Genomic DNA, 26,755 nt, shown 5'->3' on the forward strand with positions numbered 1-26,755 from the left:
ATCTTGATTTGCTCCGCATCTGATGGATCCAATCAATGATCGGAATTTCCGCCCAATTCAAAACGGGCGGTCGGCAACAGCGCCACAGCACATACCCAAATTATTCTGCGGCGATGTCAGGTGCTTCGATACGTGCACGTAATCCGGCACGTGCCACGCGCGCCCGGGCCACAATTGTTGGTTCGCGTAGCGTCAGCGGGTTGTCCAAACGCAGCGCCGGCGCCGTGGTCGCGCTGAGGGCCGACAGGGGCACGGCGAGCAGCAGGCTGATCATAATCGGCAGCAACCACAAAGAAACCAACCCAGACAACAGTCCTGTCAATAACAATGCGCCCATCACGCTTTCAATCCAGTGAAACTGGATCATCTTGCCCAAGGGATAGGCGCCAGCGTCCCGCTTTTGCGGCTGCCATCCGTTGCCGCGACCAAACACGCTGCGCAAAACTGCGCGCGTTTGCTGCACCATCATGATGGGAGCATACGCCACGGACAAGGCCAGTTCGATCCCGACAGCGCGCAGGAATACGCCCCTGCCGCCAAACAACTTGACCGCTTTGTTGTGTGTCAGGATCAATGTCGCGCAGGCCACTTTGGGCGCCAAAAGCATTGCGTACATCACCACCAGAAAGACGGCACTGTCGATATGCGTCATGGCGGGAGGCCAGTTCGGGAACAGCGGATTGGTCTCGTTGAAATAGGTGATCAGGTTGGTGTTGGAATCCCGACCCAATAGCGCCCAGAAGACCAGCAAAACGAACCAAGCTGGCGACATGAGGTAGGCGGCCGCGCCCTGAAACAAGTGAAACCGGCTGATCGGGTGAAGGCCCCGTGTCGCCAGCAGGCGCAGGTGTTGCAGGTTGCCCCGGCACCATCGGTTGTCGCGGACCACATAGTCGATCAAGGTACCGGGCGTCTCTTCGTAGCTGCCTGAGATGCGCGGCAGAAACCGCACACGCCACCCGGCACGCCGCAACAGCGACGCTTCTACAAAATCGTGGGACAGGATCAGATCCGTGCGCCCTGTCACGCTGCGCAGATGCGGCAGGCCCGCAGCCGCAGCAAAGGCGCGGGTGCGGATGATCGCGTTATGGCCCCAATAGTTGCCCTCGGTCCGCGCCCAATGCGCCAGCCCTTCGGCCAGCAGCCAGCCGTAGGCGACGTTTGAAAACTGCTGCATTCGAGCAAACAGAGTATCGGCGCCAATCAGTTGCGGGCAACTTTGGATCAGACCGGTTTGTGGGTCAGCGGCCATTTCGCAAGCCAGCCGGTCAATCGCCCGCCCGGTCATCAGACTGTCGGCATCCAGCACTACCATCGCTTCATAGGCAGCTCCCCAACCTGTGATCCAATCCAGCAAGTTGCCGACTTTGCGGTCAGTGTTTTGGGGGCGGCGGCGATAATGGACAGGAAAGGGCGCGCTATCCGCCAGTGTTTCAAAGGCATGCAACTCTTGCGCCGCCAATGCGTCATCCCTTGTGTCTGAAAGTACGAACAGGCTGTAGCGGTGCCCGCCATTTTGTCGCGCCAGATCCGTCAACATAGCAGCAGCGTTGCCAAAGACATCAGAGGGGCGTTCGTTGTACACAGGCACCAAAAGAGCAACGTCCATGCCGGTTGCATGTGCGGCTTGCCGCTCTGGATCAAGCCTGCCGACCAGACCAACCGTGACCGTAGACACCGCCAGAGTCACCCAGACAAAGGTCAACCCGATCAGGGTGAGAAGGACATATTCCAACCAGCTCATTCCGCTGTTTTCAAACACGCCGTAAAGGCCCCAGACCATCAGTGCGGTCGTAATCAGCGCCGGAGCGAACACGGCGATGCGCCAGAACGGCGCCTGTTGTACGGGAGCCGTGACGGCCATGTCAGGGGCCGCAGAAAAACTCTGCGCCGGCATAGCCAGCGGCGCGCGCGCCGGCATATGCACGTGTTGGCTCACGACTGTGTCCAACGATAAAGCCACACTTCGCTCAGGGCCTGGCCATCAAGGCGCAGTTGGGCGCGGAATTCGGCCCACGTCGCCTCGCCCGGCGTAAATGTGAAGGCAAGGCGCGGGCCGCCTGTGGCGGGGTTGCGCTGAATGATCCCTTCGGTCACTTCGCCCGCGGAACTGCGCACCAGCCGTTCAATCTGACCCAGATCGTCTGGCACGTGATCGCCCGCTTCAAAGTCGATGGCAAAGATGCGTCCACCCTCAGGTCGCCCACCGGCGGCTGTGTTGAGTACGCGCAAAGGCATGGCCGCCTTGGGCGCCGGGTCGCTGCCCCAATCGAGGCGATAGGTGATCTTGTGCGACGTGCCCGGTTCGATATCCGCCGAGGGGCGCCAGTAGGCGACAATGTTGTCGTAGATTTCGCGGTCCGCTGGTATTTCGACCAACTGGACATTGCCGCGCCCCCAGCCTTCGCCCGGAGTGACCCAGAGGCCGGGGCGGCGGTGGTAAAGGGCTTCGAGGTCATTGAAATCTTCGAAGTCACGCGCGCGCTGCATCAGGCCAAAACCGCGCGGATTGTTGTCCCCAAAGGCACTGATCTGCAGGGTCGTGGGATTGGCGAGCGGACGCCAGATCACCTCGCCTCCGCCGTTGTGGATCATCAATCCGTCATTGTCGTGAACTGCGGGGCGAAAGTCGTCAAAGCGCTGACGGTCCATGTCGTCAAAGAGGAACATAGACGTCAGGGGCGCGATGCCGACATGGGTCAGCGTATTGCGCGCGAAAATTTCGGCCTCTACCATCATGGTCAGGGGCTGGCCAGGCATGATTTCAAACCGATAGGCCCCTGTGCACGACGGGCTGTCGAGCAGGGCATGAAGCACGATCTTGGCCGAGCCGGAAGCGGGTTCTTCGAGCCAGAAATGAGTGAAGTCGGGGAATTCCTCGCCCATCGGGTCGCCGGTCTTCAGGGCAAGACCGCGGGCCGAGAGACCATAGATGTCGCCCGTACCGATGCCCCGGAAATAGCTTGCGCCCTGAAAGACTGCGTATTCCTCGTAGATGCCCGGTTGGCGTAATTCGGCCCGCAGCCGCAGGCCGGAATAGCCCAACGTTTCGTCGATCGGCACATCCGGGAATTTGTCAGTTGTGTCGAAAACGCCCATGTCAAAGACCATTGGGCGGGCCTGATCCCCCTGAACCACGTAGGTGCGGATAGCTTGAGGAAAGTAGAGACCGGGCGGGAAGACATCGACCCGTTGGGGCGCGTCGGACCCTTCCCACAGCGCGTTGCGACTGTCGAACCAGATCTTGCGATACTGATCATAGGTCAGGTTGCGCCACTCCGCCGGGATCAACGGGCGAGGCTGATAGTCTCGCGAAGCCATCTCGCGTGCCATCTCGGCCACATCACTTGGTGCGAATGGTTTCGTGTCCCCAAGCTGTAGACCGGGTTCAATTGTATCCTCGGCCCAAGACGCGCGCGGTGCTGCGGCGAGTGCCGCAAGGCTTGCCAAAAATTCACGGCGTAGCATCAGCGGACCTCTTTCGGTTTCCATGGTGTCGTTTTGAACCAACCAGCCAGGTAGGCGGTCAGGATCAGGCAGCCGCAGCCGAAGGCATTCACAGCCAAAACTGTTGCTGTCTCACGTCCCAGAATGTCCATCGCAAAGCCGTTGAACCGGGCGACAAAAATCGACACGACAAAGACGGCCAAAGACTGCTGCCCGACCTTGAGAATGATCTGAAGCACCACGTTCCATGCCCGCCCAAACGCCCCTGCGCCGGCCCGAATGCGGTTGCCTTTGTCCCCTGCAATCACCCAGCAAACGTAAGCCAGCGCAAGGAACTGGACATAGCGCAGCAGGCCAAAATCCGTCTTGGAAATCCATTGACGGTTGTCGATCCGCCACTCACGGGCCCAGTCAAAGCCGAACTCGCGAACGCCAATGTTGGACAAGGGAATGTTCGCCAACACAACGAATGCGGCAATCGCGATCAGTACAGGCGTTACAGGTGGCTTGGGTATCCACCCACGCATGAACGCAAAGCCGGTGAAGAATACCAGTTGCCAGCCAAATGGATTGAGGAACCAGCGCCGTTGCCAGTCATCATCCCCCACCCAAGGCTCAGCCGTGAAGTTGAGGTAGGGCAGGCCAAGGCTTTCCATGAAAGCGCGTTGGCCAAAAAACCACAGGGTGAGACTGGCAATGGCCAGCAGCGCAAAATGGGTGCGTCCAAGCACAATGACGATCGGCATCATGGCGAGGATCACCATGTACATCGGCAGGATGTCGAACAGATTAGGCACCCATTGCAGGGTCATAAAGCTGAACAAGATGTTCGGATTGTCCCAGTGCTCACCTTCGACAAACAGCATCCACAGGTTCAACTGGCCCCAATAGTTGCGCGTCGTGATCTCAAGGTCGGTGAGAAAAGCGAGCATCGCGGCGGTAGCGAAGAACAGGCCGATATGCGCCCAGTAGACCTGCCAGATGCGATAGAGGACGCGCGCCGTTCCCAAGACCCATCCGGCCCGATCAAACGTGGCCCCGAAGGCAATCGCCGAAGCCATGCCCGAACAGAACACAAAGATCTCGGTGGCGTCAGAAAAGCCGAACCGTGCCGGGATCCACGACGTGATGAAGTTGCCCGGCGTGTGGGCAAACAGGATGATGAACATCGCGATCCCGCGGAAAAAATCCAGACGGATATCACGCACCCGAACCGCATTGGCGGGGGCGGCAGCGGCGGGCGCTGCTTGGGTATGTGTTGGGTCGGCAAACGTCATGGCCGTTCTTTAGTCTTCTTTACTCAGGTTGTCTTGACCCACCGGATTATTGAGCCGGGATACGCCGTGCATTGTGGATGCTGGCAAGGCGAGTGCTGGAGAACCTGTCCATCGCGCCTGCGCGGCGTGCGATGCGGTCTTCGATAAGTGTTTCAGTGGCATCAACCAGTCCTGCACGCAGACCTGCGTCGATCGTCATCCGTTCAAACACATCGCGCTGGGCGTGGCTGCCCCCGATGGTTTGCATGCCGGGACGCGCCGCAGCGAGGCTTTGGAAGGCTTGTTCGTACCGCCCTTCGGAAAAGGCATTTAAACCTGCAAGAGCAGCCTGACCCGGGTTGGCAACTCGCGCGGGCATCTCACCACTGCGCACCGCGTCGCGGGCAAACCGGTTGGTCATAGAGGCTTGGGCGGTACTGCGCCCGGCGGCACCTAGGGCCAGCATGTAATGCAGATCGGCGAAAACGAGACAGCCATCGTCTGTGCGGTTTTGGGCCAGATCGGCCAACTCGTCCCAGCGAGCGCCGACATGGACACCTTCCAATTCCAGACGCATCAGTAACGATGTGGCGTTGGCCATGTCGCGGTAGTCATCCGTCTTTTCGCTTCGCACCTGATCGTCGTAGATCGCCAGCACGATGTCTGTCTCACCCCGGTCCAAATGCAGCAGCGCTTTGTGCCACCATACGTGGTAGCGGAAGTTGTTACAGTGATCCCAGGCCGAACAGTTGTTTTCGATCAGCGCAATGCCGTGGTCGGGGCGCGCTGTCATGTCATAGACGTGGGCCACGGCGTGCAGACCCCACGCGTCGTCACCGGCCAGCCCCAGCCCCTTGAGGCCAGCGCCTTCGGCGGCGTCATACTCGCCCGTTTCTTCAAGAGTGAAAGCGTGGCAGCCAAGCACGTATCCTTCCAGATCGTGACCTTTATGCGCATCCAGCACGTTCTCGATGGATGTCCGCATACCCACGCCATCGCCAAGGATAAAGCGGATGGCATGACTGACTTTGGCGGATAGGGTGTCAGTGGGGTGATCAACCAGTATCCGCTCCATTGCAGCAATTGCACCGGACGGTCGTCCGTCCAACCATTCTCCAAGGGCGCGGACCCACAGGCGTTCGCGGGTGCTGCCGCCGGATGCGGCCAATGCCGCCACGGCCGCCTGCCCAGCCTCGCGCGCCACTGCGTTCAACTCGCGCCGACCCATCATCAGAGAGAACAGCCCCTTGGCCGCGTGTCCCATCGCAAAGTTCGGAGCCCCGCTGAGCACAGCGCCCAGATGTGTTGGGGTTGCTGTACCATGTGCCATGAACGCGCGGATCAGAGCGTTCCATTCCTCAAGCAATGCAGGATCGTCCAAACTGACGGGGGATTGGCAAATGTCGTACATCATAGAAGGAAAACCCTTTATCTCGTGCTGTCTAACGCTCTAAACCATCTGGCTCTTTTTGGGACCCATTGCGCGCTGCTCACACGCACACGTGAAGGTCGAGCAGGGATTCCGTGAGCAAAATTTCAGCGTGTAAGGTCAGAAACGGCGGTTTTCAGCCAAAGCGCTTGGGGGCAGTGCCTCAATCTTGCTTTTTCGCAGATTTCAGAGTGGCGAGAACGGCTTGGGTGTCTTGACCAAACCGGGGCGGGGCCCGGTCATAACGCACAGGCGTCGCAGAAAACTTTAGTGGATTCGCCAAAAGACGGACGTGGCCGTCAGCGACATCGTCGCGTTCGACTTCGACAACCGTTCCGCGTGCTTGCGCCTGCTCCGATGCTAACGCCTCGGCCACATCATGGATCGGGCCGCAGGGGACTTTGACCGCTTGTAACATCTGCAGGATATCGGCCTTCGCCATCTTCGAAAGGATCGGGCGCAAAGTTGGGATCAGGCTTTCGCGGTTCTCAATACGGCCAAGATTGGTCACAAAACGCGCATCCTGTGCCAGTTCCGGCACGCCGAGTGCATCGCAAAACCGAGCAAATTGCGCATCGTTGCCGACAGCGATCAGGACGTGTCCATCACTGGCCTCAAACGCATCGTAAGGCACAATGTTGGGGTGCGCATTGCCGCGGCGTTCGGGCACTTGGCCGGACGTGAGGTAGTTGCATCCTTCATTAATCAACCAGGCCATTTGCGCATCGACAAGGGACAGGTCGATGTGCTGGCCTTCGCCTGTGTGATCGCGGTGGCGCAGGGCCGCGAGAATGCCGATTGTCGCGTACATCCCGCACATCACATCCGCTATGCCGACGCCGACTTTCATGGGCGCTCCCTCCGGTTCGCCGGTCAGTGACATGATCCCGCCATAGCCTTGCGCCATCAAATCGTATCCCGGCTGGTCCCGGTTTGGCCCGTGCTGTCCAAAGCCCGAGATCGAGCAGTAGACAAGCCCCGGATGCGCCGCGCGCAAGGTAGCGTGATCCAGCCCGTATTTGACCAGTCCGTCCGGTTTGTAATTCTCGATCACAATGTCCGCGCGTGCGGCCAGTTGGCGTATGATGTCCTGCCCTTCGGGGGTAGAGATATCGACGGCAATGGACTGTTTGTTCCGGTTGGCCGCCATGAAGTAGGCCGACAGGTCTGTAGGCTTGCCATCGGTGCCCTTGGCATAATTCGGCCCCCACCCACGGGTGTCGTCTCCGCCGGTTTTTGGGTTTTCGACCTTGATCACTGTCGCGCCCAAATCTCCCAGCAGTTGGGTGGCAGTCGGGCCTGCAAGGATGCGGGACAGATCAAGGACGAATACGCCATCCAATGCGCCGGGTTTAGATGCGTCCATCGTAAGCCCCCCGGTCGATCACGCAGGCGATCACACTAAAGGTGTCGCTGGATTGGGCGGTTTGCAATGCGTTCTGTAACTCGGCGCGTGAACTCACGGTGAGGCCAGCTCCGCCAAAGGCGCGGCCCATGGCGGCAAAGTCGTGTTTTGCAAATTCAACACCTTTATTGCTCAACTGCCTCTGGCGTTGTTTCAACTCGATAAGAGCCAGTGAAGCATCAACAAAAACCACAAAGATTGTGTTCAGGCCCAACTCTGCGGCCGTTGACAACTCTCCCGCAACCATCAGGAACCCGGCATCCCCGGAAAAACTGACCACACAACGATCAGGTTCAACCACTTGGGCGCCCATCGCCAAGGGTATGGCGCAGCCCATCGTGCAAAGCGCGGACGACTGCATGATGCCGCGTGGTTCGAAACACTGCCACATCTGGCTCAACAAAATACGGTGCGCGCCGCTGTCGGCAGTGGCCAGCGTGTCGCGGGGCAGGGCGGTGCGGCAGGTATCGATCACAGCGGCGGGCCCCCATGCGTCGTCACATGGGAATGCGGTGGCCAAATCGACACGCGCTTTGTCCACTTCTCCGCCTGCCCATGTGGCGTTTGGCGTCACGCCGTCGCGCATCGCGGCCAGCGTCGCGCCACAGTCCGCCACGACATTCAGGCTCGCTTGATGCATGTAATGGTGGTTCGGCTCTGCCGTGATGTCGATCATGGTCTGGATGCCGGGAAAGTAGAAATCTCGCCATCCTGTGCGCATCTCGATCGGGTCATAGCCAAGGCCGATAATCAGATCCGCGCGTTGCACAAGAGGCAGCAGAACGGCGTCCGCCTTTGGAGACAGTCCTGCACCACCTAGAGCAAGCGGGTGATCTTCGGGAAGTAACCCTTTTGCTTTGTACGTGGTGATGACGGGTACGTTGAAGGTCTCAACAAAGCTGCGCAATGCCTCTGAGATGTCTGCGCGCCGGGTATCGAACCCTTGGGTCAGCGCATCTACGCCTACGATCAGAATGGGGCGTTCTGCGCGGGCCAGATGCGCGCGCATCTCCTCGAGTTGAGCGGGAGCAGGTACCACGGGCGAGGCCACAGCGCGATGCGCAGGGATCTCCGGGGTGACAGGCGTGACGGCGACAGTAATGGGCACATCGATGTGCACTGGGCCAGGCCGTCCTTCGGTTGCAATGGCCACAGCCTTGTCCGCGATCACATGCGCAGCTCCGGTGTTGAGCGTGAACGTCGCTTTGGTGATGGGGCGGAATACCTGCGTCTGGTCAAGCACCTGATGGGTGTAGGTTTGTGCCTCATCCTCATCCACGCAACCTGCCAACACGATAAGGGGCACGCGGTCCTGATGGGCGTTGGCGACCGCATTCACACCGTTCAGTGCGCCCGGTCCTACCGTCGCGACCAGTATGCCCGGTGCCCCTGTGCGGTGCCACGCGCCCTCTGCCATAAAGGCAGCAGCGTTTTCATGTTTGCACAGAATGAACGAAATCCCGGCACGCTCCAGCGCATCCACCAGCGTCAGAACTTCACCCCCCGGCATCCCAAAGGCATGGCGACACCCCGCATCATAAAGGCGCGCCGCCAGGACGTCAGCGGCGCGGGGTGGAGAAGGGGGTATATCGGTCATCTTCGCTCTTTCACGTCTGATCGCGGGCTCGCGCCTAACTGTCACGGGCGTTCGACACGTTCAACTCACACCTGCGTTGTCAGATGTTTCAGTGCTTAAGGGGTATGCCTCTTGACCTTCCAGTCACGGGAACCCTTATATGACCTTATATGACACACTCCACTCTCTCCTTTGGCATATCTGGCCTCAATTGCGCGTCCTGCGTCGGGCGGGCAGAAGCCGCATTGCAAGCCGTGCCGGGTGCCCAAGCGGTGCGGGTCAATCTGGCAGATCACTCTGCACGGATCAGCGGGGTGAGCCCCGATGCGGCGATGCGGGCGCTGGATGACGCAGGCTATCCAGCCGAAGTAACGCAGATGCGGCTTGAGATCGAAAACATGTCGTGCGCCTCTTGCGTGGCGCGGATTGAGACCGCGGCACTTGCCCAGCCCGGAGTCCTGCGGGCAGAGGCGCGACTGCCGACCCATGAACTCCACGCTGAGGTTTTGGGGGATGGGCATGAACTGCGCGCGGCACTGGCTGCCGCTGGCTATCCGGCCAAGGAGAGGGCGCCCGATACCGCCCCTGACGATCCCGCAGCCGCTCTGTTGCGGCGGTTTCTTGTGGCGGCGGCACTGACTCTGCCCGTCTTTGTCATGGAAATGGGGGGGCATGCGATCCCGGCGGTGCACCACTGGATTGCGGCCAACATCGGAACCACCACAAGCCACTTGGTGCAACTTGCGCTGACGGGGCTTGTGCTGTTGGGGCCGGGTGCTGGCTTTTTTAAACGGGGTGTACCCGGTTTACTCAAGGCGCGCCCGGATATGGATGCGCTTGTCGCGCTTGGGGCCGGTTCAGCGTTCCTGTTTTCTGCCCTCGCCGTGCTTGCCCCCGGCGTTTTGCCCCCTGCGGGCATATACTTTGAGGCAGCAGCGGTGATCGTAACCCTGATCCTGATGGGCCGTTGGCTTGAGGCGCGCGCTAAGGGACACACAGGCGACGCCGTGCGCCGCCTTTTGGGCTTGCGCCCGGATACAGCCGAGGTTGAGCGGGATGGGTCCTTTAAGGATATTCCCGTGGATGATGTGCAGATAGGCGACGTGTTGCGCGCACGTCCGGGCGGGCGGATCGCTGTCGACGGCAGTGTGGTTTCGGGCGAGACGCATATCGATGAGGCGATGCTGACCGGAGAGCCGATCCCCGTGCTCAAACGCATCGGCGATCCCGTCAGCGCGGGCACGATTGCGACCAACGGCACGCTGACCTACCGCGCCACTCATGTGGGGCGCGACACGGTTCTGGCCCGCATCACCGCGCTGACCGAGGCGGCCCAAGCCGCGCGACTGCCGGTCGAAGCTTTGGTCAACCGCGTCACGGCATGGTTCGTGCCGATTGTCATGGTTATCGCACTGCTCGCATTCTGCATCTGGTGGGCGCTTGTCGGACTTGGCCCGGCGGTGGTGGCAGGGGTGTCGGTGCTCATTATCGCCTGTCCCTGCGCGATGGGATTGGCCACTCCGATGTCGATCATGGTGGGCACCGGGCGGGCAGCAGAATTGGGTGTCCTCTTTCACAAGGGTGCGGCGCTGCAACGCTTGCAGGATGCACAAGTGATCGCCTTTGACAAAACCGGCACGCTGACGCTTGGACAACCTGCTGTGACGGACATGGCGTCGGAAAACCCTGATACAATGCTGCGCGCCGCGGCGGCGGTTGAACAACACTCTGAACACCCGATTGGTCGGGCAATCGTGGCCGCAGTGCCAGACGTCGCAGGGGATGTAAGCGGGTTCGAAGCCACATTGGGTAACGGGGCGCAGGCACGTGTGGACGGCAAACAAGTCGTGATTGGTAACGCAGCCATGCTGGAAAATGCTGGGATCGCGACCAGTGATGCATGGCTGGCCAAGGCTAAAACTTGGTCCGCAACGGGCGCGACTGCAATCCACGTGGCAATTGATGGCAATCATGTCGGTGCTATCGCTGTCAGCGATCAGGTGCGCCCCGGGGCCGCTGACACGATTGCGCGGATCAAAGACACGGGGCGCGCTGTCGCCATGATCTCGGGCGATGCCAAAGCAACCGCTGATCACGTCGCACGCAGCATCGGGATTGATCATGTGGTGGCCGGCGTCCGCCCGGATGGAAAAGTCGCAGCCCTTGAGGCGTTGCGTTCAACCCATGGTGCCGTGGCCTTTGTCGGTGATGGCATCAACGACGCGCCTGCATTGGCGGCAGCAGATGTTGGTCTGGCGGTGAACGGCGCAAATGAGGCCGCAATCGAAGCGGCGGACGTTGTGATGATGTCGCCAGAGCCCGCCGCCGTTCTTCGGGCGCTCAGTATCAGCGCAGCAACGCTGCGCAACATCCGCCAGAACCTTGGTTGGGCCTTTGGGTACAATGCGCTGCTGATCCCAGTGGCCGCAGGGGTATTGGTCCCGTTTGGGGGGCCGCAACTGTCACCCGCACTGGCGGCACTTGCCATGGCGCTTTCATCGGTTTTTGTGGTCACCAATGCGTTGCGGCTGCGCAAGAAAGGTCAGACATGAACATCTCGCAAGCCTCAAAAGCCACCGGTCTTCCTGCCAAAACTATCCGTTATTATGAAGAGATCGGGTTGATCCAGCCGATGCGCAGTACCAACGGGTACCGGACTTTTACTGACACCAGCCTGCACCAGTTGAACTTTCTGGCGCGTGCCCGTGCGCTGGGGTTTTCGATAGATCACTGCCGCTCACTGCTCGCGCTTTGGGAAGACCGGGATCGGGCGAGCGCAGATGTGCGACGCATTGCGCTCAAACATCTCAATGAAATCGAGAAAAAGATCTCTGATCTGACAGAGATGCGCGACACGCTCGGCGAACTGGTCAGAACCTGTGACGGAGACGGCCGACCAGACTGCCCAATCCTGAACAGCCTGTCGGCAACTTCATTTAGCTGAAATTATTGTGGGGTAGTCGCGCCTGCGCTTTGGGCGAAACCCCAAAACGCATGGCGTGGCTCAGCCGCCTTTGGATCAGCGGCGGCGGTCCCGGCGTGAAGACATGGGCTGGAACGCCACGCCCACGTGTGCCTCGCAATAGGGTTTGCCTTGTTGGACAGGTAGACCGCAGAACCAGAAGTTGTCTGTGGCCGGGTCACCGACGGGCCATTTGCAGGTCCGCTCGGTCAACTCCATCAAGCTGATCTTCTTGGATTTCTTTTCGACTTCATTGACCTTGGCCAGGGCCTCGGGGCTGATCTCATTGGCAGAAGGTTGCGGCGGCAGGGGCTGGCCTGCGGGAATGATCTGTTTGCGGGCCGGCAGGTTTGGCCGCGCTTCGCCGGCGGGGACAGGTTTGATCGCGGGCTCGGTCTTGGGTTGGGGTTGCTTTGGCTTGGCCTCGGCCTTGGGCGCGGCGGGCTTGGCCTTGGCTTCGGTTTTGGCAGGTGTCGCACCACTTCCAGCACGGTTGGACAGGCCCAGCCGGTGGACCTTGCCGATCACGGCGTTGCGGGTCACGCCGCCCAACTCCTTGGCGATCTGGCTGGCCGACTGGCCCTCGCCCCACATCTTCTTGAGAACTTCAACGCGTTCATCAGTCCAGGACATCGGCAGGCTTTCTTAGCTAAAAAGCGACCCCCTCTACAGGGGCCGCCCCAAAATTTCGTATCAGCGCTCTATTCTAATGCTGTGCGCCAAAGTTACAAGGGAGCTTGGCCATGTTTGGGCTGTGTTCGCACTGCTTCGCGCCATGCCAGCAACAGTGCACCCGCAACAATGATGCTGGCCCCCAGTATCGTGACCCCATCCGGGATCACATCGTAAAACAGAACATCATATGCGGCGGCAAAAATCAGCGTGCCGTATGTCAGAGGCGCGACAAAGCTCGCGTCCGCGCGTGCCATCGCATTTACAAAGCAGGTCTGCGCCACAGCCATCGCACATCCAAGGCCCGCCATCAGCGCCCATTGCATAGGCGTGGGCCAAATCCAGACCCAAACAACCGCAAGGCTCGCGATCCCAACACCTATGGCATTGTTCACCACCAGAATAGAAAACGGGTTTTCGCGCCCGGTGAGTTTTTTGATGATGTTTAACTCAAACCCCAGAATGACGGCTGCCGCCAGCGCATACAAAGCGCCGGGTTGGAAACTGTCTGGGGTGGGGCGCAATAGGATCACCGCGCCAACCAATGCAATCAGGGCGGCACTCCACCGCCATTTCCCAACCCGTTCGCCCAACAAGGGAATGGCAAAGATCATACCAAAGACGGGATTGAGAAATGAAATCGCAGTCGCATCCGCCAGTGGAATGTGGGCCACGCTTGCAAACATGAGCGTCAAGCCAGCCCAACCGCCCAAAGTGCGGGTCACATGCAGCCCCAGATGCGGGCGTTGCAGGGTGGGGCGCAGGATGGCTGCAACCGTGGCAAAGCTCAAAAACGCAAAAAGAAACCGCCCGAACACGACCTGAAACGGATGCAGAGGTGTTCCAAACTGCGTGCTTGCCAGTGTCTTGGCGATCAGAGTTGTGGCCGCAATGAAGGCACAGGCCACCGCAATCAGTATCGCTGCCAGAGCAGGGTTATGGGGTTTTGCGGTATACATGCAGGGCCCTTGCGCCCGATCCTTCACCTGATGCAAGCGAAAAGGGCTGGCGCAAAACCAAAGCTTGCGCTAGTTCACGTGCATGATCAAAAAACGCGCCTTCCTCCGACGAAACGCATAACGCAGTTAACCCTGCGCTTGATCCCGTTGCACTTACTTGCAACACCACTTCACTCTCAATTTTGTTGACCCTGCCCCGTGGCTCATGCACCAACGCAGTCATGCCACAAGGCCACCCAGATAGGATGATCCCCATGATCGCTTCCGTTTTGCCAACCTATAATCGTGCCCCCTTTAGCTTTGTAAAAGGCGAAGGCTCCTGGCTGATCGAGGCGGACGGGCGACGTTTTCTTGATCTGGGGGCGGGGATCGCTGTGAACGTGCTTGGTCATGCTAACCCTGCATTGACAGAGGCGCTGACCGCGCAGGCGGGGTCCGTCTGGCACACTTCGAACCTCTATGAGATTCCACAGCAAAAAGCGTTGGCGGATAAACTGGTCGACGCGACCTTTGCCGACACCGTGTTCTTTACGAACTCGGGCACTGAATCCTGTGAGTTGGCTGTAAAAATGGCGCGCAAATACTGGTACGAAAAAGGACATCCGGAACGCACCGAGATCATCACATTCTCGGGCAGTTTCCATGGCCGCTCATCTGCTGGGATCGCTGCAGCGGGTTCTGAGAAAATGACCAAGGGCTTCGGCCCGCTCTTGCCTGGTTTTGTTCATCTGCCGTTTGCAGATCACGAAGCCATCGCCCCGGCAATCACGCATCACACGGCTGCGATCATGATCGAACCTGTGCAGGGTGAGGGTGGTATCATACCTGTGCCAGATCAATGCCTGAAGGGTTTGCGCGATCTGTGTGACGAACATGGGATCCTTTTGATCCTTGACGAGGTGCAGTGCGGTGTGGGCCGGACCGGTAAATTGTTTGCACACGAATGGGCGGGCATTGAACCTGACATCATGATGGTGGCCAAGGGCATCGGTGGGGGCTTCCCTCTGGGTGCTGTGCTGTCCACGGAAAATGCGGCGAGCGGCATGACCGCAGGAACCCATGGGTCCACATATGGTGGCAACCCGTTGGGCTGTGCTGTTGGCAACGCGGTGATGGATGCTGTCAACACGCCCGAATTTCTGGACGATGTGAATCGCAAGGCGGGCGCATTGCGCCAAAAGCTCGAAGGCTTGGTCGCAGCCCATCCTGACATGTTCGAAAGCGTACGTGGGCAGGGCCTAATGATCGGCATCAAATGCAAGGCCACAAATACGGACATTGTGCAGGCCGGTTATGACCAGCAAGTCCTGACTGTGCCGGCAGCGGACAACACAATCCGTCTTCTCCCACCGCTGAACATCACGGACGAAGAGATTGGCGAGGCCGTTGATCGCCTCGACAAGGCGGCTGCCTCCCTCGCGGCGTAGTCGCTCTTTCGTATCCAACCATCCTCGGAGGCCCGGGGGCAGATTGCCCTCGGTGCTCTCCATTCAAGAGACCAATGCTATGACCCATTTTTTAGACATTCACACCACCGCACCCACAGACTTGCGGACCATCATTGACGACGCGCAATCCATGAAAAAGGCACGCGCAGGTCGCCCAAAGGGGCAACTCGATGACGACCAGCCCCTTGCCGGGCACATGGTCGCTCTGATCTTTGAAAAGCCATCGACGCGAACCCGCGTGTCCTTTGATGTCGGCGTACGCCAGATGGGTGGGCAGACAATGGTGTTGTCCGGCAGTGATATGCAGCTTGGCCACGGTGAGACGATCGCTGACACGGCGCGTGTCCTGTCCCGCTATGTCGACCTGATCATGATCCGCACGTTCGAAGAGGCTACGCTACTTGAGATGGCAGAGCACGCGACGGTTCCAGTCATCAATGGGCTGACCAACCGCACTCACCCCTGCCAGATCATGGCGGACGTGATGACGTTCGAGGAACACCGCGGACCCATCAAAGGAAAAAAAGTCGTTTGGTCTGGCGACGGGAACAACGTGTTTGCGAGCTTTGCCCATGCGGCGAAACAGTTCGAATTCGATCTTGTGTTCACCGGACCTGAGCCACTTGACCCAGAACGCAGTCTAGATGGCCTGTATACCACCGTGAGAAATCCGGATGAGGCGGTCGCAAATGCGGACCTTGTTGTGACGGACACATGGGTGTCGATGCACGATCCGCAATCCGCGCGTGAAAGGCGACACAACCAGTTGCGCGGCTATCAGGTTAATGCCGACCTCATGGCCAAATCCAAGCCCGACAGTCTGTTCATGCACTGCCTGCCCGCCCATCGCGACGACGAGGCTACGTCCGAAGTCATGGATGGTCCGCATTCAGTCATCTTTGACGAGGCCGAAAACCGCCTGCATGCGCAAAAGGCAATCATGCGTTGGTGTCTGGGCGTTTGAACATACCCCGCATAGCGGTCGCCGGGGCAGGCAGTATCGGCTGCTTTGTCGGGGGGCTGTTGCGTGATGCAGGATTTGACGTCCGATTTCTAGGGCGCGCGGGGGTGATCAACGCGGTCACCCAAGATGGGCTTAGGCTCACGGACTTTGACGGGCTCAGCCTAGAGGTGGGCGGTATTACTGGGTCTGACGATCCTGAAACTGCTCTGGCGGGCGCCGATTTGTTGCTGGTCTGTGTCAAGTCCGGGGACACCGAAGCGATGGGGCGCCTGATTGCGACCCATGCGCCTGATGCTCAGGTGATCAGCCTTCAAAATGGTGTCGACAATGCCGCGCGGTTGCGCGCAGTTTTGCCGCGTGCCGATGTGCGCGCTGCGATGGTGCCGTTCAACGTGGTGTCGCGCGGCCTGGGCCAGTACCACCGCGCGACATCGGGCGATATTCTGGTTGAGGCGGGTCCGATGCCTGACCTGTCCTGCGCCCACCTGATCTGGCAAGCGGTTGATAACATTGAGTCCATCCAGTGGGGCAAATTGCTGATTAACCTCGGTAATGCGGTCAATGCGCTGGCTGATATGCCGTTGCTTGAGCAGTTGCAGGATCGCGCGTGGCGGCGTGTGCTGGCCGATCAGATGACGGAGGCCCTGCGCATACTGAGGGTTGCCGGGATCACGCCCGCCAAAACCACTGCCGCACCACCACATATCATTCCGCATGTACTGCGCCTCCCTACACCGTTGTTTCGTGTGGTTGCTGCAAGCATGCTGACGATTGACGCACATGCGCGTTCGTCAATGTGGGATGACCTCAAACAGGGGCGAAAGACCGAGATTGATGCGCTTCAGGGGGCGATACTGGATCTTGCCGAGCGCCATGGGCGGCAGGCCCCCTTGAATGCGAGGATGCGCGCCTTGGTTCGCGCGGCAGAAGACGCCGATGCAGGCCCGCCGGGGCTCACTGCCAGCGATATTCGTGCCTAGGCTTGCGCGTCAGACCCTGCTCTCTATGGTCGTCGAAAAGGAATATGGGGGCCCATTATGGCAGCAGACATAGGCGTTTACGGACTGGGCACTATGGGGAGCGCATTGGCGCTTAATCTTGCCGAGAAAGGCTTTGAGGTTGCCGTCTCCAACCGTGAGGCCGATTGGATCGGCCCCTTTCTCAACGAAGCCGAAGGGCTGACAGGCGCAGTGCGTGGCTACGAAGACCTGATGGATTTTATCAATGCTATCAAAGCGCCGCGCACGATCCTTTTTATGATCCCATCTGGTGCGCCGATGGATGCCATGATCAAGGAAGTGACCCCGCTGCTGAGCGATGGCGACACGATTATTGACGGAGGCAACGCGGATTTCAACGACACCCGCGCGCGCACGAAACGGCTGGAAGGCACGGGTGTGCATTTCGTCGGCATGGGCGTGTCGGGCGGTGCGGAAGGCGCGCGTCATGGCCCCTCGATGATGGTGGGTGGGTCGGATCATGCATGGGCTCAGTTTCGCCCCATGGCCGAAGCTATTGCGGCCCGGTTCGAGGGTGATCCTTGCGTGGCGCATGTTGGTCCTGACGGGGCTGGTCACTTCGTAAAGACCGTGCACAACGGAATTGAATACGCTGATATGCAAATGATTGCAGAGGTTTACGGCATTCAGCGTGATATGGCTGGTATGGCCCCTGCAGATATTGGTGCTATGTTCGGGCGCTGGGCGGATGGCCCGCTGGCCTCATACCTTGTCGAGATTTCGCACTCGGTTCTGCAAGCTGTTGATGCCGAGACAGGCAAGCCGGTGATCGATGTGATCCTTGATTCCGCCGGGCAAAAGGGAACGGGTCGTTGGACCGTGATTGAAGCGCTCAAACTGGGGCAATCCGCGTCGGCTATTGAAGCTGCGGTCGGGGCGCGTGGTTGGTCCTCGCAAAAAGAGGTGCGGGTGGCCGCGCAGGATGTGCTGGAGTCGGGGGCCAGTGCACCGGCAACGCCGAGTGAGGATGATCTGGCCAGTGCTATGCTGGCCGGCCGCATTCTGGCCCATGCACAGGGTTTCGCGGTTCTATCAACAGCTTCGGAAGCATTTGAGTGGTCGTTGGGAATGGCCCGGATTGCCGAGATCTGGCGGGCGGGCTGCATCATTCGCTCTGCACTGCTGGACGAGTTTGCAGATGCGTTCCGAGGCGAACTTCCATTTGGTCAGATGATCCTTGCTTCAGCCATGGCTGCACGTTTGGAAAGCACGGTGCCTGGCCTGCGCCGGGTCGTTGCCTCAGCGACCCTTGCCGGTCAGCCTGTACCCGCCTTGTCTGCGGCCTTGTCATGGCATGACAGCATGTCTCGTGCGCGCGGGACGGCGGATATGATTCAGGGATTGCGCGACTACTTTGGTAATCATGGATTTAAGAGAGTGGACAGAGATGGCGACCATCACGGGTCATGGGGGTGACTCACCCTTTGTTTTTAAAGTTTGCTGGGCGAAAACGGCTGTGCACCGATGATGCACGGATTTGGGGACGTTAACCCACCTTGCAGTGATGCGGCGGACGCGCGCTGCGCGACGCCATGCTTCAGGGGGCTCTGCCCCCGTCCTTCGGACTCCCCTGGGATTTTTGAAAATCAGAGAAGGGCAGAGGCCGCCACGTAAGTCAGAAGTGTCTTCTGCCTTATTTGCGCGGCTTAGCACGTAAGGTCGGGTCGGCCTGGGTTGGGTCTTCTGGCCATGGGTGTTTGGGGTACTGCCCGCGCATGTCTTTGCGTACATCTTCGTAGCTTGTCGCCCAGAAGCGGGGCAGGTCGGAGGTGACTTGCACGGGACGCTGGGCGGGCGAGAGCAGGGTGACTTGCAGCGGGGTTTGGCCGACCATCGGGTGCCGGGTCACGCCGAACATCTCTTGTAGCCGCACGGAGATGCCGGGTGTGGCCTCGTCATAATCAATTGCAATTTTGCGCCCCAGCGGCGTTTCAAAGTGGCCCGGAACGGTGCGGTCGAGGGTTTGCATATTGTCCCAGCCCAGCAGCGATTGCAGGGCTGGCAGGATATCGAAGGCCTTCCAGTCTGCCTGAGAGCGTACACCGGTCAGGTGGGGCAGGAGCCAGTCTTCGAGCGTGGTCATGAGGTGGGTCTCGCTCAGGTCGGGGAAGTCCTGCCCCATGAGAGCGGCGCGCGCTATTAGTCGTCGGGCGGCGCGGGAGGGGTTCAATCCCAAGTCAGCAATCCCGTCCAGCATGGCCCGCGCCACGTCTTGATCCGAGGCGTCCGGCCAGTGCTTGTCCTCAAGCACAAGCGCACCAAAAACACGTTGCTGGCGTGACTGAACGCTGCGGCTGCGTTTGGACCACTGGCAGATGTTCTGCCATTTGATCTGATCGCCAAAGAGGGCCTCGAGGGCGCTGTCGCTGAACGCCACCGCCTGTCTGATCCGCGCCTCGCGGGGATCGCCGTCAAGGTCCGTGGCCACGATAAGGCGATGCCCGGACAGTGCGTCACCCGGTGGCAGGATCGCGCCCTTGCCACCTGACAAAACAAAGCGCGGGGCGTCGCCTGTGCGGCGCAGCCCGATGCGGTCGGGGTAGGCGAGGGCGGCCATGTCGCCCAGATCCAGTGGAAGCCTGTCTGGCGCGCTGCGTCTTAACCGCTTGGCCTCGTCCCGGATGCGCGCCAGCGAGCCGCGATGCGCGTCCGCAAATGCGTTTGGATCATTGAGGGCCCGCATGCGCAGGGCGAGGTCTGTGCCCCGGTTGCGCAGGGGGTCGCGTTCGGCCAGCAGAGCGGCAAGGGGGGCGGCCTGTTTGCCAGCCGTGACCAGCATGTGCGCGAGACGCGGATGTAGTGGCTGGCGCGCAAGGGCGCGACCGTGATCTGTAATCCTCAGATTTTCGTCCAGAGCGCCGAGCATCTGAAGCAGGCTTTGCGCTTCTTTCAAGCGCCCTTCGTGCGGCGGGGTAACAAAGCGCAAGCTCTCTCCACTGCCCCAGAGGCTAAGTTCGAGGGTAAAGCCTGCGAGATCTCCGCTGGCGATTTCTGGGGGCGGGAAGGCGGCCAAAGCCCCGTCTTCGCCTTTGGTCCACAATTTGTAGGCCGTGCCAGGTGCGACCCGGCCTGCGCGCCCCATCCGCTGTGTCGCTTCGGCGCGCGTGACCCGTTCGGTCACCAGTCGTGACATACCGGAGGCGGCATCGAATTGGGCACGCCGGGACCGCCCCCCGTCGACCACGATGCGGATGCCCGGGATTGTCAGTGAGGTTTCGGCGATGGAGGTGGCGAGGACGACCTTGCGCTGTTTCGATGGCGTGATGGCGGCGCGTTGGGCTTTGAAATCCATTGCTCCGAACAGAGGGTGGGCCGTCGTGCCTGTTGGCAGGTGCGGTTCGATCAGAGACAGGGCGCGCCGGATTTCGCCCTCGCCCGGAAGGAAGGCAAGCAGAGACCCCTCGGCCTCTGAAAGAGCGTGCAGGATCAGGTCGGCCATCGCAGCTTCGAACCTTTTGTCTTTGGGGATCGGTTTGGGCAGCCAGTGGGGCGCGACTTCGAAACTTTTGCCTTCGCTGGTGAGGATGGGGGCCTGCATCACCTCGGCCACGGGGGCGGCGTCCAGTGTGGCGGACATTGCCAGTAGGATCAGGTCGTCGCGCAGGGCGTCAGCCACCTCAAGGCAGAGCGCGAGACCGAGATCGGCGTTAAGCGAGCGTTCGTGGAATTCATCAAAGATGACGGCGCCGATCCCCGGCAGGTCTGGGGCGTCTTGCAACATGCGGGTCAGGATGCCTTCGGTGACGACTTCGATCCGCGTGTTCGGGCCAACGGTGCTGTCGCCCCGGATGCGGTAGCCGACGGTCTGGCCAGTTTTTTGCCCCAATGTCATGGCCATCCTGTCAGCGGCAGCCCGCGCTGCGAGGCGGCGGGGTTCCAGCATCAGGATTTTGCCGTCTGTCAGTCCTGCTTCAAGCATCGCAAGTGGGACGCGTGTGGTCTTGCCAGCCCCGGGAGGGGCTTGCAGCACGGCGCGCCCCGCATCACGCAGAGTGTTGATCAGATCGGGCAGTATTGCGTCGATGGGGAGTGTGGCGGTCATGGGCCGCCTTATGGCTGAAGCGCACCCTCGCGCCAACACTGGACATTTGCCTGTGCCTTTCCCACAACGAAGCGGAAAGGGGACGGGCGATGGACACCACGGATCTGGCAGACAGAATTGCGCGCGGCGAGCGTCGGGCGCTGGCCCGTGGCATCACTCTGGTGGAAAGTGCGCGCGTCGATCATCAGGCGCAGGGGGCCGAGGTCATCGCCGCCTTGCCCCGCGACCGGCAGGCCCTGCGCATTGGGTTATCGGGCACGCCGGGGGTGGGCAAGTCCACCTTTATCGAGGCCTTTGGCATGATGCTGATTGGGCAGGGTTTGCGCGTTGCTGTGCTGGCCGTTGATCCCAGCTCGGCTCGCTCAGGTGGGTCGATCCTTGGGGACAAAACCCGCATGGATCGTTTGAGCCGTGAGCCGGGTGCGTTTATTCGTCCTTCTCCCAGTCGCACCCATCTGGGTGGCGTGGCGCGCCGCACTCGCGAGGCGGTGGCCTTGTGCGAAGGGGCGGGGTTTGACGTGGTGCTGATCGAAACCGTTGGGGTTGGTCAGTCAGAAACGGTTGTGGCGCAGATGGCGGACCTGTTCCTGTTGCTGCTGGCCCCTGCGGGCGGAGACGAGTTGCAGGGGGTCAAGCGCGGCATCATGGAGATGGCTGACATGATCCTGATCAACAAAGCGGACGGGGATTTGAAACCGGCCGCCACGCGCACTTGTGCGGACTACGCCGGGGCATTGCGTCTGCTGCGCAAGCGGCCGCAGGATCCTGAGGGGTACCCCCGCGCGATGATGGTCTCGGCACTTGCGGAAGAAGGGTTGGAAGCGGCCTGGGCGGATATGCAGACCCTTGTCGACTGGCGGCGGCGCGAGGGCTTTTTCGACGCAACACGTGCAGCTCAAGCCCGCTATTGGTTTGAGGAAGAGGTCCGTCAGGCGCTACTTTCACAGCTGGACGACCCAAGGGTGCGCGCCGGTATGGACGATTTGGCCGCACATGTGGCGCAGGGTGATTTGACCCCCGTTGCCGCTGCTCTTGAACTGGTTCAGACGCATTTGCGCCGATAACGTTGCGATTGCCTGTTTCGACCCCGCCGGAGGGGTTGACGCGGACGCCAACCGCGCCTAATCACCCAACACCAGATTCCCGGGTGCTGCCAGCGGCACCCTTTTTATATGTGCGAGCGCCTGACCCTCGCAACAAATCACGAGGTACGCCCATGTCGCGTGTATGCGAATTGACCGGAAAAGGCCCGATGACTGGCAACAATGTCAGCCACGCCAACAACAAAACGCGTCGTCGGTTCTTGCCGAACCTGAACGATGTGACCCTGCAGTCCGAAACACTGGGCCGCGGCATCAAGATGCGCATTTCAGCAGCTGCCCTGCGCACAGTAGACCACCGCGGTGGTCTGGACGGTTTCATGGCCAAAGCCAAAGACGCCGAGCTGTCCCCTGGCATGCTGAAAGTAAAAAAAGAGATCATGAAGGCCCGAGCCGCCGACGCATAAGCGCCGGACTTGTCCTGAAGACATTGCCCCGTCTGCTACCGCAGGCGGGGTTTTTTGTCGCGCTAGTGGGCGGTTTCGCGCAGTTGAGTGCGTCCCCCCGGTCCGATACACCGGCTCCATGATGCGATCCCTTTTATCTCTGTTGCTGTGCGCGGTGTTTGTGATGACAAGTCACACAACAGGCGCGGCGCGTGGATCTGACAGGGCCGTCGATCACATGGTGCTGTGCGTCGGCGCGCAATCGGTTGTGGTCTATATCGGGGCCGACGGTGCGCCTGTGTCCGTGCCCCATCATTGTCCGGATTGTGCCTTGCATGCGCTCGACGTGTTGGAGCCGGGTGGGTCCTTGGTTGGGTCCGCCCCTGTTTACGCCCATCATGCCGTCCCCGCGCAGGAACCTGCACGGATCGTCAGTGCATCATTTCATGGTATGGCGCGGGCGCCTCCGATTCTGATCTGAGCCAAGCCCTTCAAAACGACAACTCAGATCAAAAAAGGGGACACACATGTCCTATCGTACACGCGCTTTGGCCTTTGCCACGGCGACCCTGTTTGCCCTTCCTGCCTTTGCCGACAGCATCATGGTGATGGATCCCTATGCCCGCGCGGCCAGCCCGGCAGCCAAGTCAGGCGCTGCTTTTATGACACTGCACAACATGTCCCAGCAGGATGACCGTCTGATCGCAGTGCGCACGGATGCGGCCAAGCGGGTTGAGCTTCATACCCACAAAGAGACGGGCGACGGCATCATGCAAATGATGGAGGTCGAAGACGGGTTTCCCGTGGCAGCGGGCGAGATGATCCAGCTTAAGCGCGGCGGCGAACACGTCATGCTCATGGGCCTGACGGGCCCACTGGAACAAGGTGCCGACATCAGTGTGACGCTGGTTTTCGAGACTGCGGGCGAGGTTGAGGTGAGCATACCTGTCGACAATGAACGCGCGCCGGGTGCTGGAGCACATGGCGGGCACGATAACAAGTCGAACTGATCAGCGAGGGCGGGCGGAGGACACCTCCGCCTTAGCCCTAGCCGTTCAGGACGTCGTCTACCCATTGCGGCACCGTTTCAGAGGCCTTGCCGGGCCGCGTGTCTTCAAACAAGTCCACGGTTTGGGATGGGTCGAGGTTCATCTCGACTGTGCGCGCGCCCACATACCTTGCCATCTGCACAAATCCGGCCGCGGGATAGACGTTGCCGGAGGTGCCGATCGCCGCAAAGATGTCTGCCTGTGCCAGCGCGGCCTCGATCCGCTCCATATGATAGGGGATTTCGCCGAACCAGACGATGTCGGGGCGCGCTGTGGGTTGGGCGCAGGTTGGGCAGGCCTCGCCAACTTCCATATGCAGCGGGGCCGTCCAGCGGTGCCCGCAATTGCTGCATAGGGCGGAAGCCAGTTCACCATGCATGTGTACAACGTCGCTGCCGCCTGCCTTTTCATGCAAAGAATCCACGTTTTGGGTGACCAGCAGCACCTCGCCCTTGTGTTCGGCCTGAAGGCGCGCGAGCGCTGCGTGACCGGCATTGGGGACGGCCTCGTGTGCCTGCGCGCGGCGGGCGTTGTAAAAGTCGACGACCAGTGTCGGGTTGCGTGCGAATCCTTCGGGAGTTGCAACATCTTCGATTCGGTGTTGGGCCCATAACCCGCCTTCGTCGCGAAAGGTGCCGAGGCCGCTTTCGGCGGAGATGCCTGCGCCAGTCAGAATCACGATTGAGGGGTGGGTCATTGTGGCCTCACTTTTGTTAGTGCTGCGCAGTACGAAACTGCCTCATGCCTCAATCAGCCGCAGCTCTCCGGCGAGCCATGGGAGGTGCGACAGAGCTGGGTCGATCATATGTGTCTGGATCAGGCGGCGCATCGTGTTTGCCACATCTGTTGGCACGTCGCCGGCCCAATCTGCGCTGGCAAACAGAGAAATCGTGCGTGAGAAAGGCGCAATAGGCAGGGCGAAGGCTTCGACGTTGTCATGAAACCGCCCGGCCCGCATGAAACCCAGTGGCGTTGTCACCGCCCAGCCAATGCCGCGCGCCACCATGGCCATCAGGGCCAGATGACTGCCAATCTCGAACCGGTCCTGCAAATCCAGCTTTTGGCGCGCCAGATGTGCTTCGATCTGCCGGGAGATCAACTGATCACGCTCGTAACGCAGAAAAGGCAGGGAAGTCAGGCTGCCCAGCAGGTCGCCGTGTTGTGCGGCCCCTTTGGGTGCAACGAGGATAAACGGATCACGTGCTAACGGGTATTCGATCACTCCGTCCCGCATCACGCCGTCACTGGCCGAAATCGCCATATGCAGGCGTTTATCGGTGATCGCTTGCAGGATTTCGTGGCTGGGCGCAGTGGCCAGCGTGAATTTGCACCGAGTCAGGCTGTCGGCAAGGATGGTGACCAGCCGGGGCGTCAGATCATTCTCAAAATCGTCGATCACTCCGATGGACAGCGCCGAGAGGTGGGCGAGGTCCATCACCGTCAGTTCTGATTGCGCCAGACGCAGTTGGGACAGCGCAGCTTCGGCGCGGGCAAGAAAGCTGTGGCCTGCCGGGGTCAGCCGCATGGGTCGCTTGGCGTGATCAATAAGGTCGGTGGCCAGTGCGGTTTCGAGATTGCGTAACTGCTGACTGACGGCAGGTTGGCTGAGGCCGGTGGCATTAGCCGCCTGAGCCACAGAACCGGTAGCGGCCAGTGCCTCAAAAACTTCGAGGCCGCGCAGTGTCACACCTTTGCTCAACATATCCCGATCCTTACCGCAGTTTCGCGTTTATTGAAACTACGGGGCTTTCGGTCAATGAAAAATACAGTGACTGCTACCACATATTTCAATTTTGCGATGATAGCATGCACTTGCCAGCACGGGTCGCGCTGGGCATCATGGGGCCATGAAGATTGCCACCGCCTCTTATCCGCTGGATGTCCTGCCCGACTGGGCGGCCTACGAGGACAAGTTGACAGCGTGGGTCAGTGAGGCCGTCGATGCCGGTGCTGACCTGCTGGTCTTTCCCGAATACGCTGCGATGGAGCTTGCGACGCTGGCAGGGCTGGACGTCGCGGGCGATCTGGAGGCCTCGCTGTTTGCTGTGTCTGATCGTTTGGCGGACGCGGATGCGTTGCATGCGCATTTGGCCAGCGCCTATGGCGTGCATATCCTTGCCGGGTCGGGTCCGGCCACTGATGCGCTGCCCGAAGGGGTTACACGTCCAGTCAACCGAGCGCGCCTGTTTGCGCCCAGTGGGGCCGTGGGCGTGCAGGACAAGCAGATCATGACCCGTTTTGAGGCTGAGGAGTGGGATGTTGTCCCCGGTGGGCCGTTGCAGTTGTTTGAGACGAGCCTCGGCAAAATCGGCATTCTGATTTGTTACGACAGTGAGTTTCCCCTTTTGGGGCGGGCCTTGGCTGAGGCAGATATTCTTCTGGTCCCGTCTGTCACCGAGGCGATGAGCGGTTATTCCCGAGTACGCATTGGCGCACAGGCCCGTGCCCTTGAAAATCAATGCGTTACCGTGATGTCATCCGTAGTGGGCGCGGCGGCGTGGTCACCGGCTGTGGACATCAGCACAGGCGCGGGCGGTATATTTGGCCCGCCAGATCGCGGCTTTCCCGAAACAGGTGTTATCGCGCTTGGGGAACTCAACGTACCCGGTTGGGTCTATGGTGAAGTTGATCTGGACGTGATTGCAGCGGTGCGCGCTGACGGTGTCGTACTCAACCGCCGCCACTGGACGTTGCAACAGGGCCGTGCCGATCCGGTCACAGTCACGCGGCTGGCTTGATTACCCCTTGAATTATGGCACCAGCGGGCGCATTTAGTGGCGCGTCCGCCTGCGCGCGGGCCTGAGGTAACAAAGGAGAGACCATGGCCAAGGAAGATACGCTCGAATTTCCCGGTGTCGTTAAGGAACTCCTGCCAAATGCGACGTTTCGGGTCGAGCTTGAAAATGGCCATGAGATCATCGCACACACGGCAGGAAAAATGCGCAAGAACCGTATCCGCGTTCTGGCAGGCGACAAAGTGCAGGTCGAAATGACCCCCTATGACCTGACCAAAGGTCGCATCAACTACCGGTTCAAGTAAG

The 26,755-nt window shown here is 60.2% G+C and carries 23 protein-coding genes; 12 read left to right on the plus strand and 11 right to left on the minus strand.

The window, feature by feature from the left end; all coding sequences use genetic code 11:
* Positions 1-100 precede the first annotated feature (100 nt).
* The 6 genes from mdoH to DHN60_RS05610 all read right to left on the minus strand — a co-directional run bounded on the left by mdoH (position 101) and on the right by DHN60_RS05610 (position 9,134).
* Positions 101-1,939, minus strand: a complete 1,839-nt coding sequence (gene mdoH / locus DHN60_RS05585; RefSeq protein WP_234423531.1) for a glucans biosynthesis glucosyltransferase MdoH — start codon at positions 1,937-1,939, stop codon at positions 101-103.
* Positions 1,936-3,492: a glucan biosynthesis protein gene (locus DHN60_RS05590; RefSeq protein WP_234423532.1), complete on the minus strand. Its 1,557-nt coding sequence runs from the start codon at positions 3,490-3,492 to the stop codon at positions 1,936-1,938. Before DHN60_RS05590 ends, mdoH begins: the two co-directional genes overlap by 4 nt.
* Positions 3,468-4,724: an OpgC family protein gene (locus DHN60_RS05595; RefSeq protein ID WP_108836282.1), complete on the minus strand. Its 1,257-nt coding sequence runs from the start codon at positions 4,722-4,724 to the stop codon at positions 3,468-3,470. Before DHN60_RS05595 ends, DHN60_RS05590 begins: the two co-directional genes overlap by 25 nt.
* 46 nt (positions 4,725-4,770) lie before the next feature.
* The gene (locus DHN60_RS05600; protein WP_108836283.1) at positions 4,771-6,117 is read right to left on the minus strand and encodes a tetratricopeptide repeat protein; all 1,347 of its coding nucleotides are present in this window, start codon (positions 6,115-6,117) and stop codon (positions 4,771-4,773) included.
* Between the two features lie 178 nt (positions 6,118-6,295).
* Positions 6,296-7,498 (minus strand): CaiB/BaiF CoA-transferase family protein, encoded by a 1,203-nt coding sequence (locus DHN60_RS05605; RefSeq protein ID WP_108836284.1) that lies wholly within the window; start codon positions 7,496-7,498, stop codon positions 6,296-6,298.
* On the minus strand, positions 7,485-9,134 hold the full coding sequence (locus DHN60_RS05610) for a thiamine pyrophosphate-binding protein (RefSeq protein ID WP_108836285.1): 1,650 nt from the start codon (positions 9,132-9,134) through the stop codon (positions 7,485-7,487). Before DHN60_RS05610 ends, DHN60_RS05605 begins: the two co-directional genes overlap by 14 nt.
* A gap of 149 nt (positions 9,135-9,283) precedes the next feature.
* On the opposite strand from DHN60_RS05610, the gene DHN60_RS05615 reads away from it, so the two are divergent.
* Together DHN60_RS05615 and cueR are read left to right on the plus strand one after the other, a co-directional pair.
* Positions 9,284-11,665: a heavy metal translocating P-type ATPase gene (locus tag DHN60_RS05615; protein ID WP_108836286.1), complete on the plus strand. Its 2,382-nt coding sequence runs from the start codon at positions 9,284-9,286 to the stop codon at positions 11,663-11,665.
* Positions 11,662-12,057 carry a Cu(I)-responsive transcriptional regulator gene (gene cueR, locus DHN60_RS05620; RefSeq protein WP_108836287.1) on the plus strand — a complete coding sequence of 132 codons (396 nt, stop codon included), beginning with the start codon at positions 11,662-11,664 and terminating at the stop codon, positions 12,055-12,057. Before DHN60_RS05615 ends, cueR begins: the two co-directional genes overlap by 4 nt.
* 75 nt (positions 12,058-12,132) lie before the next feature.
* Here cueR and DHN60_RS05625 read toward each other — a convergent pair whose 3' ends face one another.
* Positions 12,133-12,708 carry a GcrA family cell cycle regulator gene (locus DHN60_RS05625; RefSeq protein WP_108836288.1) on the minus strand — a complete coding sequence of 192 codons (576 nt, stop codon included), beginning with the start codon at positions 12,706-12,708 and terminating at the stop codon, positions 12,133-12,135.
* A gap of 92 nt (positions 12,709-12,800) precedes the next feature.
* Complete coding sequence (locus tag DHN60_RS05630; protein WP_108836289.1) at positions 12,801-13,706, minus strand: DMT family transporter; 906 nt, start codon at positions 13,704-13,706, stop codon at positions 12,801-12,803.
* A 254-nt stretch (positions 13,707-13,960) separates the two neighbouring features.
* Here DHN60_RS05630 and DHN60_RS05635 point away from each other — a divergent pair, with 254 nt between their 5' ends.
* The 4 genes from DHN60_RS05635 to gndA all read left to right on the plus strand — a co-directional run bounded on the left by DHN60_RS05635 (position 13,961) and on the right by gndA (position 18,553).
* Complete coding sequence (locus DHN60_RS05635) at positions 13,961-15,133, plus strand: aspartate aminotransferase family protein (RefSeq protein ID WP_108836364.1); 1,173 nt, start codon at positions 13,961-13,963, stop codon at positions 15,131-15,133.
* Positions 15,134-15,212: 79 nt separating this feature from the next.
* Complete coding sequence (argF, locus tag DHN60_RS05640; RefSeq protein WP_108836290.1) at positions 15,213-16,118, plus strand: ornithine carbamoyltransferase; 906 nt, start codon at positions 15,213-15,215, stop codon at positions 16,116-16,118.
* Entirely contained in the window at positions 16,115-17,098 is a 984-nt protein-coding gene (locus DHN60_RS05645; protein WP_108836365.1) for a 2-dehydropantoate 2-reductase, read from the plus strand. Before argF ends, DHN60_RS05645 begins: the two co-directional genes overlap by 4 nt.
* A gap of 57 nt (positions 17,099-17,155) precedes the next feature.
* The gene (gene gndA / locus DHN60_RS05650) at positions 17,156-18,553 is read left to right on the plus strand and encodes an NADP-dependent phosphogluconate dehydrogenase (RefSeq protein ID WP_108836291.1); all 1,398 of its coding nucleotides are present in this window, start codon (positions 17,156-17,158) and stop codon (positions 18,551-18,553) included.
* Positions 18,554-18,770: 217 nt separating this feature from the next.
* Here the strand turns inward: gndA and hrpB are convergent, their stop codons facing one another.
* Positions 18,771-21,179, minus strand: coding sequence for an ATP-dependent helicase HrpB (gene hrpB, locus DHN60_RS05655; RefSeq protein ID WP_108836292.1), 2,409 nt, complete (start codon positions 21,177-21,179; stop codon positions 18,771-18,773).
* A gap of 89 nt (positions 21,180-21,268) precedes the next feature.
* Here hrpB and meaB point away from each other — a divergent pair, with 89 nt between their 5' ends.
* The 4 genes from meaB to DHN60_RS05675 all read left to right on the plus strand — a co-directional run bounded on the left by meaB (position 21,269) and on the right by DHN60_RS05675 (position 23,675).
* Positions 21,269-22,243: a methylmalonyl Co-A mutase-associated GTPase MeaB gene (meaB, locus tag DHN60_RS05660; protein ID WP_108836293.1), complete on the plus strand. Its 975-nt coding sequence runs from the start codon at positions 21,269-21,271 to the stop codon at positions 22,241-22,243.
* 152 nt (positions 22,244-22,395) lie between these two features.
* Positions 22,396-22,686 (plus strand): 50S ribosomal protein L28, encoded by a 291-nt coding sequence (gene rpmB, locus DHN60_RS05665; protein WP_108836294.1) that lies wholly within the window; start codon positions 22,396-22,398, stop codon positions 22,684-22,686.
* A 118-nt stretch (positions 22,687-22,804) separates the two neighbouring features.
* Positions 22,805-23,146 (plus strand): hypothetical protein, encoded by a 342-nt coding sequence (locus tag DHN60_RS05670; protein ID WP_108836295.1) that lies wholly within the window; start codon positions 22,805-22,807, stop codon positions 23,144-23,146.
* A 46-nt stretch (positions 23,147-23,192) separates the two neighbouring features.
* Positions 23,193-23,675 carry a copper chaperone PCu(A)C gene (locus tag DHN60_RS05675; RefSeq protein ID WP_108836296.1) on the plus strand — a complete coding sequence of 161 codons (483 nt, stop codon included), beginning with the start codon at positions 23,193-23,195 and terminating at the stop codon, positions 23,673-23,675.
* A 37-nt stretch (positions 23,676-23,712) separates the two neighbouring features.
* On the opposite strand, the gene DHN60_RS05680 is transcribed toward DHN60_RS05675, so the two are convergent.
* Together DHN60_RS05680 and DHN60_RS05685 are read right to left on the minus strand one after the other, a co-directional pair.
* Entirely contained in the window at positions 23,713-24,411 is a 699-nt protein-coding gene (locus DHN60_RS05680; protein WP_108836297.1) for an NAD-dependent deacylase, read from the minus strand.
* A 42-nt stretch (positions 24,412-24,453) separates the two neighbouring features.
* Complete coding sequence (locus DHN60_RS05685) at positions 24,454-25,416, minus strand: LysR family transcriptional regulator (RefSeq protein WP_108836298.1); 963 nt, start codon at positions 25,414-25,416, stop codon at positions 24,454-24,456.
* Positions 25,417-25,561: 145 nt separating this feature from the next.
* On the opposite strand from DHN60_RS05685, the gene DHN60_RS05690 reads away from it, so the two are divergent.
* The gene (locus tag DHN60_RS05690; RefSeq protein WP_108836299.1) at positions 25,562-26,452 is read left to right on the plus strand and encodes a carbon-nitrogen hydrolase family protein; all 891 of its coding nucleotides are present in this window, start codon (positions 25,562-25,564) and stop codon (positions 26,450-26,452) included.
* A gap of 83 nt (positions 26,453-26,535) precedes the next feature.
* Entirely contained in the window at positions 26,536-26,754 is a 219-nt protein-coding gene (gene infA, locus DHN60_RS05695; protein ID WP_005978431.1) for a translation initiation factor IF-1, read from the plus strand.
* Position 26,755 lies beyond the last annotated feature (1 nt).

Origin of the sequence: Tateyamaria sp. Alg231-49 (assembly GCF_900143535.1) — a bacterium.
Classification (GTDB): domain Bacteria; phylum Pseudomonadota; class Alphaproteobacteria; order Rhodobacterales; family Rhodobacteraceae; genus Tateyamaria.

Coding starts and splice junctions, on each gene's coding strand:
- DHN60_RS05590 (WP_234423532.1), bottom strand. CDS start 3,492: ATGGAAACCGAAAGAGGTCCGCTGATGCTACGCCGTGAATTTTTGGCA.
- DHN60_RS05595 (WP_108836282.1), bottom strand. CDS start 4,724: ATGACGTTTGCCGACCCAACACATACCCAAGCAGCGCCCGCCGCTGCC.
- DHN60_RS05600 (WP_108836283.1), bottom strand. CDS start 6,117: ATGATGTACGACATTTGCCAATCCCCCGTCAGTTTGGACGATCCTGCA.
- DHN60_RS05605 (WP_108836284.1), bottom strand. CDS start 7,498: ATGGACGCATCTAAACCCGGCGCATTGGATGGCGTATTCGTCCTTGAT.
- DHN60_RS05610 (WP_108836285.1), bottom strand. CDS start 9,134: ATGACCGATATACCCCCTTCTCCACCCCGCGCCGCTGACGTCCTGGCG.
- DHN60_RS05615 (WP_108836286.1), top strand. CDS start 9,284: ATGACACACTCCACTCTCTCCTTTGGCATATCTGGCCTCAATTGCGCG.
- cueR (WP_108836287.1), top strand. CDS start 11,662: ATGAACATCTCGCAAGCCTCAAAAGCCACCGGTCTTCCTGCCAAAACT.
- DHN60_RS05625 (WP_108836288.1), bottom strand. CDS start 12,708: ATGTCCTGGACTGATGAACGCGTTGAAGTTCTCAAGAAGATGTGGGGC.
- DHN60_RS05630 (WP_108836289.1), bottom strand. CDS start 13,706: ATGTATACCGCAAAACCCCATAACCCTGCTCTGGCAGCGATACTGATT.
- DHN60_RS05635 (WP_108836364.1), top strand. CDS start 13,961: ATGATCGCTTCCGTTTTGCCAACCTATAATCGTGCCCCCTTTAGCTTT.
- argF (WP_108836290.1), top strand. CDS start 15,213: ATGACCCATTTTTTAGACATTCACACCACCGCACCCACAGACTTGCGG.
- gndA (WP_108836291.1), top strand. CDS start 17,156: ATGGCAGCAGACATAGGCGTTTACGGACTGGGCACTATGGGGAGCGCA.
- hrpB (WP_108836292.1), bottom strand. CDS start 21,179: ATGACCGCCACACTCCCCATCGACGCAATACTGCCCGATCTGATCAAC.
- meaB (WP_108836293.1), top strand. CDS start 21,269: ATGGACACCACGGATCTGGCAGACAGAATTGCGCGCGGCGAGCGTCGG.
- rpmB (WP_108836294.1), top strand. CDS start 22,396: ATGTCGCGTGTATGCGAATTGACCGGAAAAGGCCCGATGACTGGCAAC.
- DHN60_RS05670 (WP_108836295.1), top strand. CDS start 22,805: ATGATGCGATCCCTTTTATCTCTGTTGCTGTGCGCGGTGTTTGTGATG.
- DHN60_RS05675 (WP_108836296.1), top strand. CDS start 23,193: ATGTCCTATCGTACACGCGCTTTGGCCTTTGCCACGGCGACCCTGTTT.
- DHN60_RS05680 (WP_108836297.1), bottom strand. CDS start 24,411: ATGACCCACCCCTCAATCGTGATTCTGACTGGCGCAGGCATCTCCGCC.
- DHN60_RS05685 (WP_108836298.1), bottom strand. CDS start 25,416: ATGTTGAGCAAAGGTGTGACACTGCGCGGCCTCGAAGTTTTTGAGGCA.
- DHN60_RS05690 (WP_108836299.1), top strand. CDS start 25,562: ATGAAGATTGCCACCGCCTCTTATCCGCTGGATGTCCTGCCCGACTGG.
- infA (WP_005978431.1), top strand. CDS start 26,536: ATGGCCAAGGAAGATACGCTCGAATTTCCCGGTGTCGTTAAGGAACTC.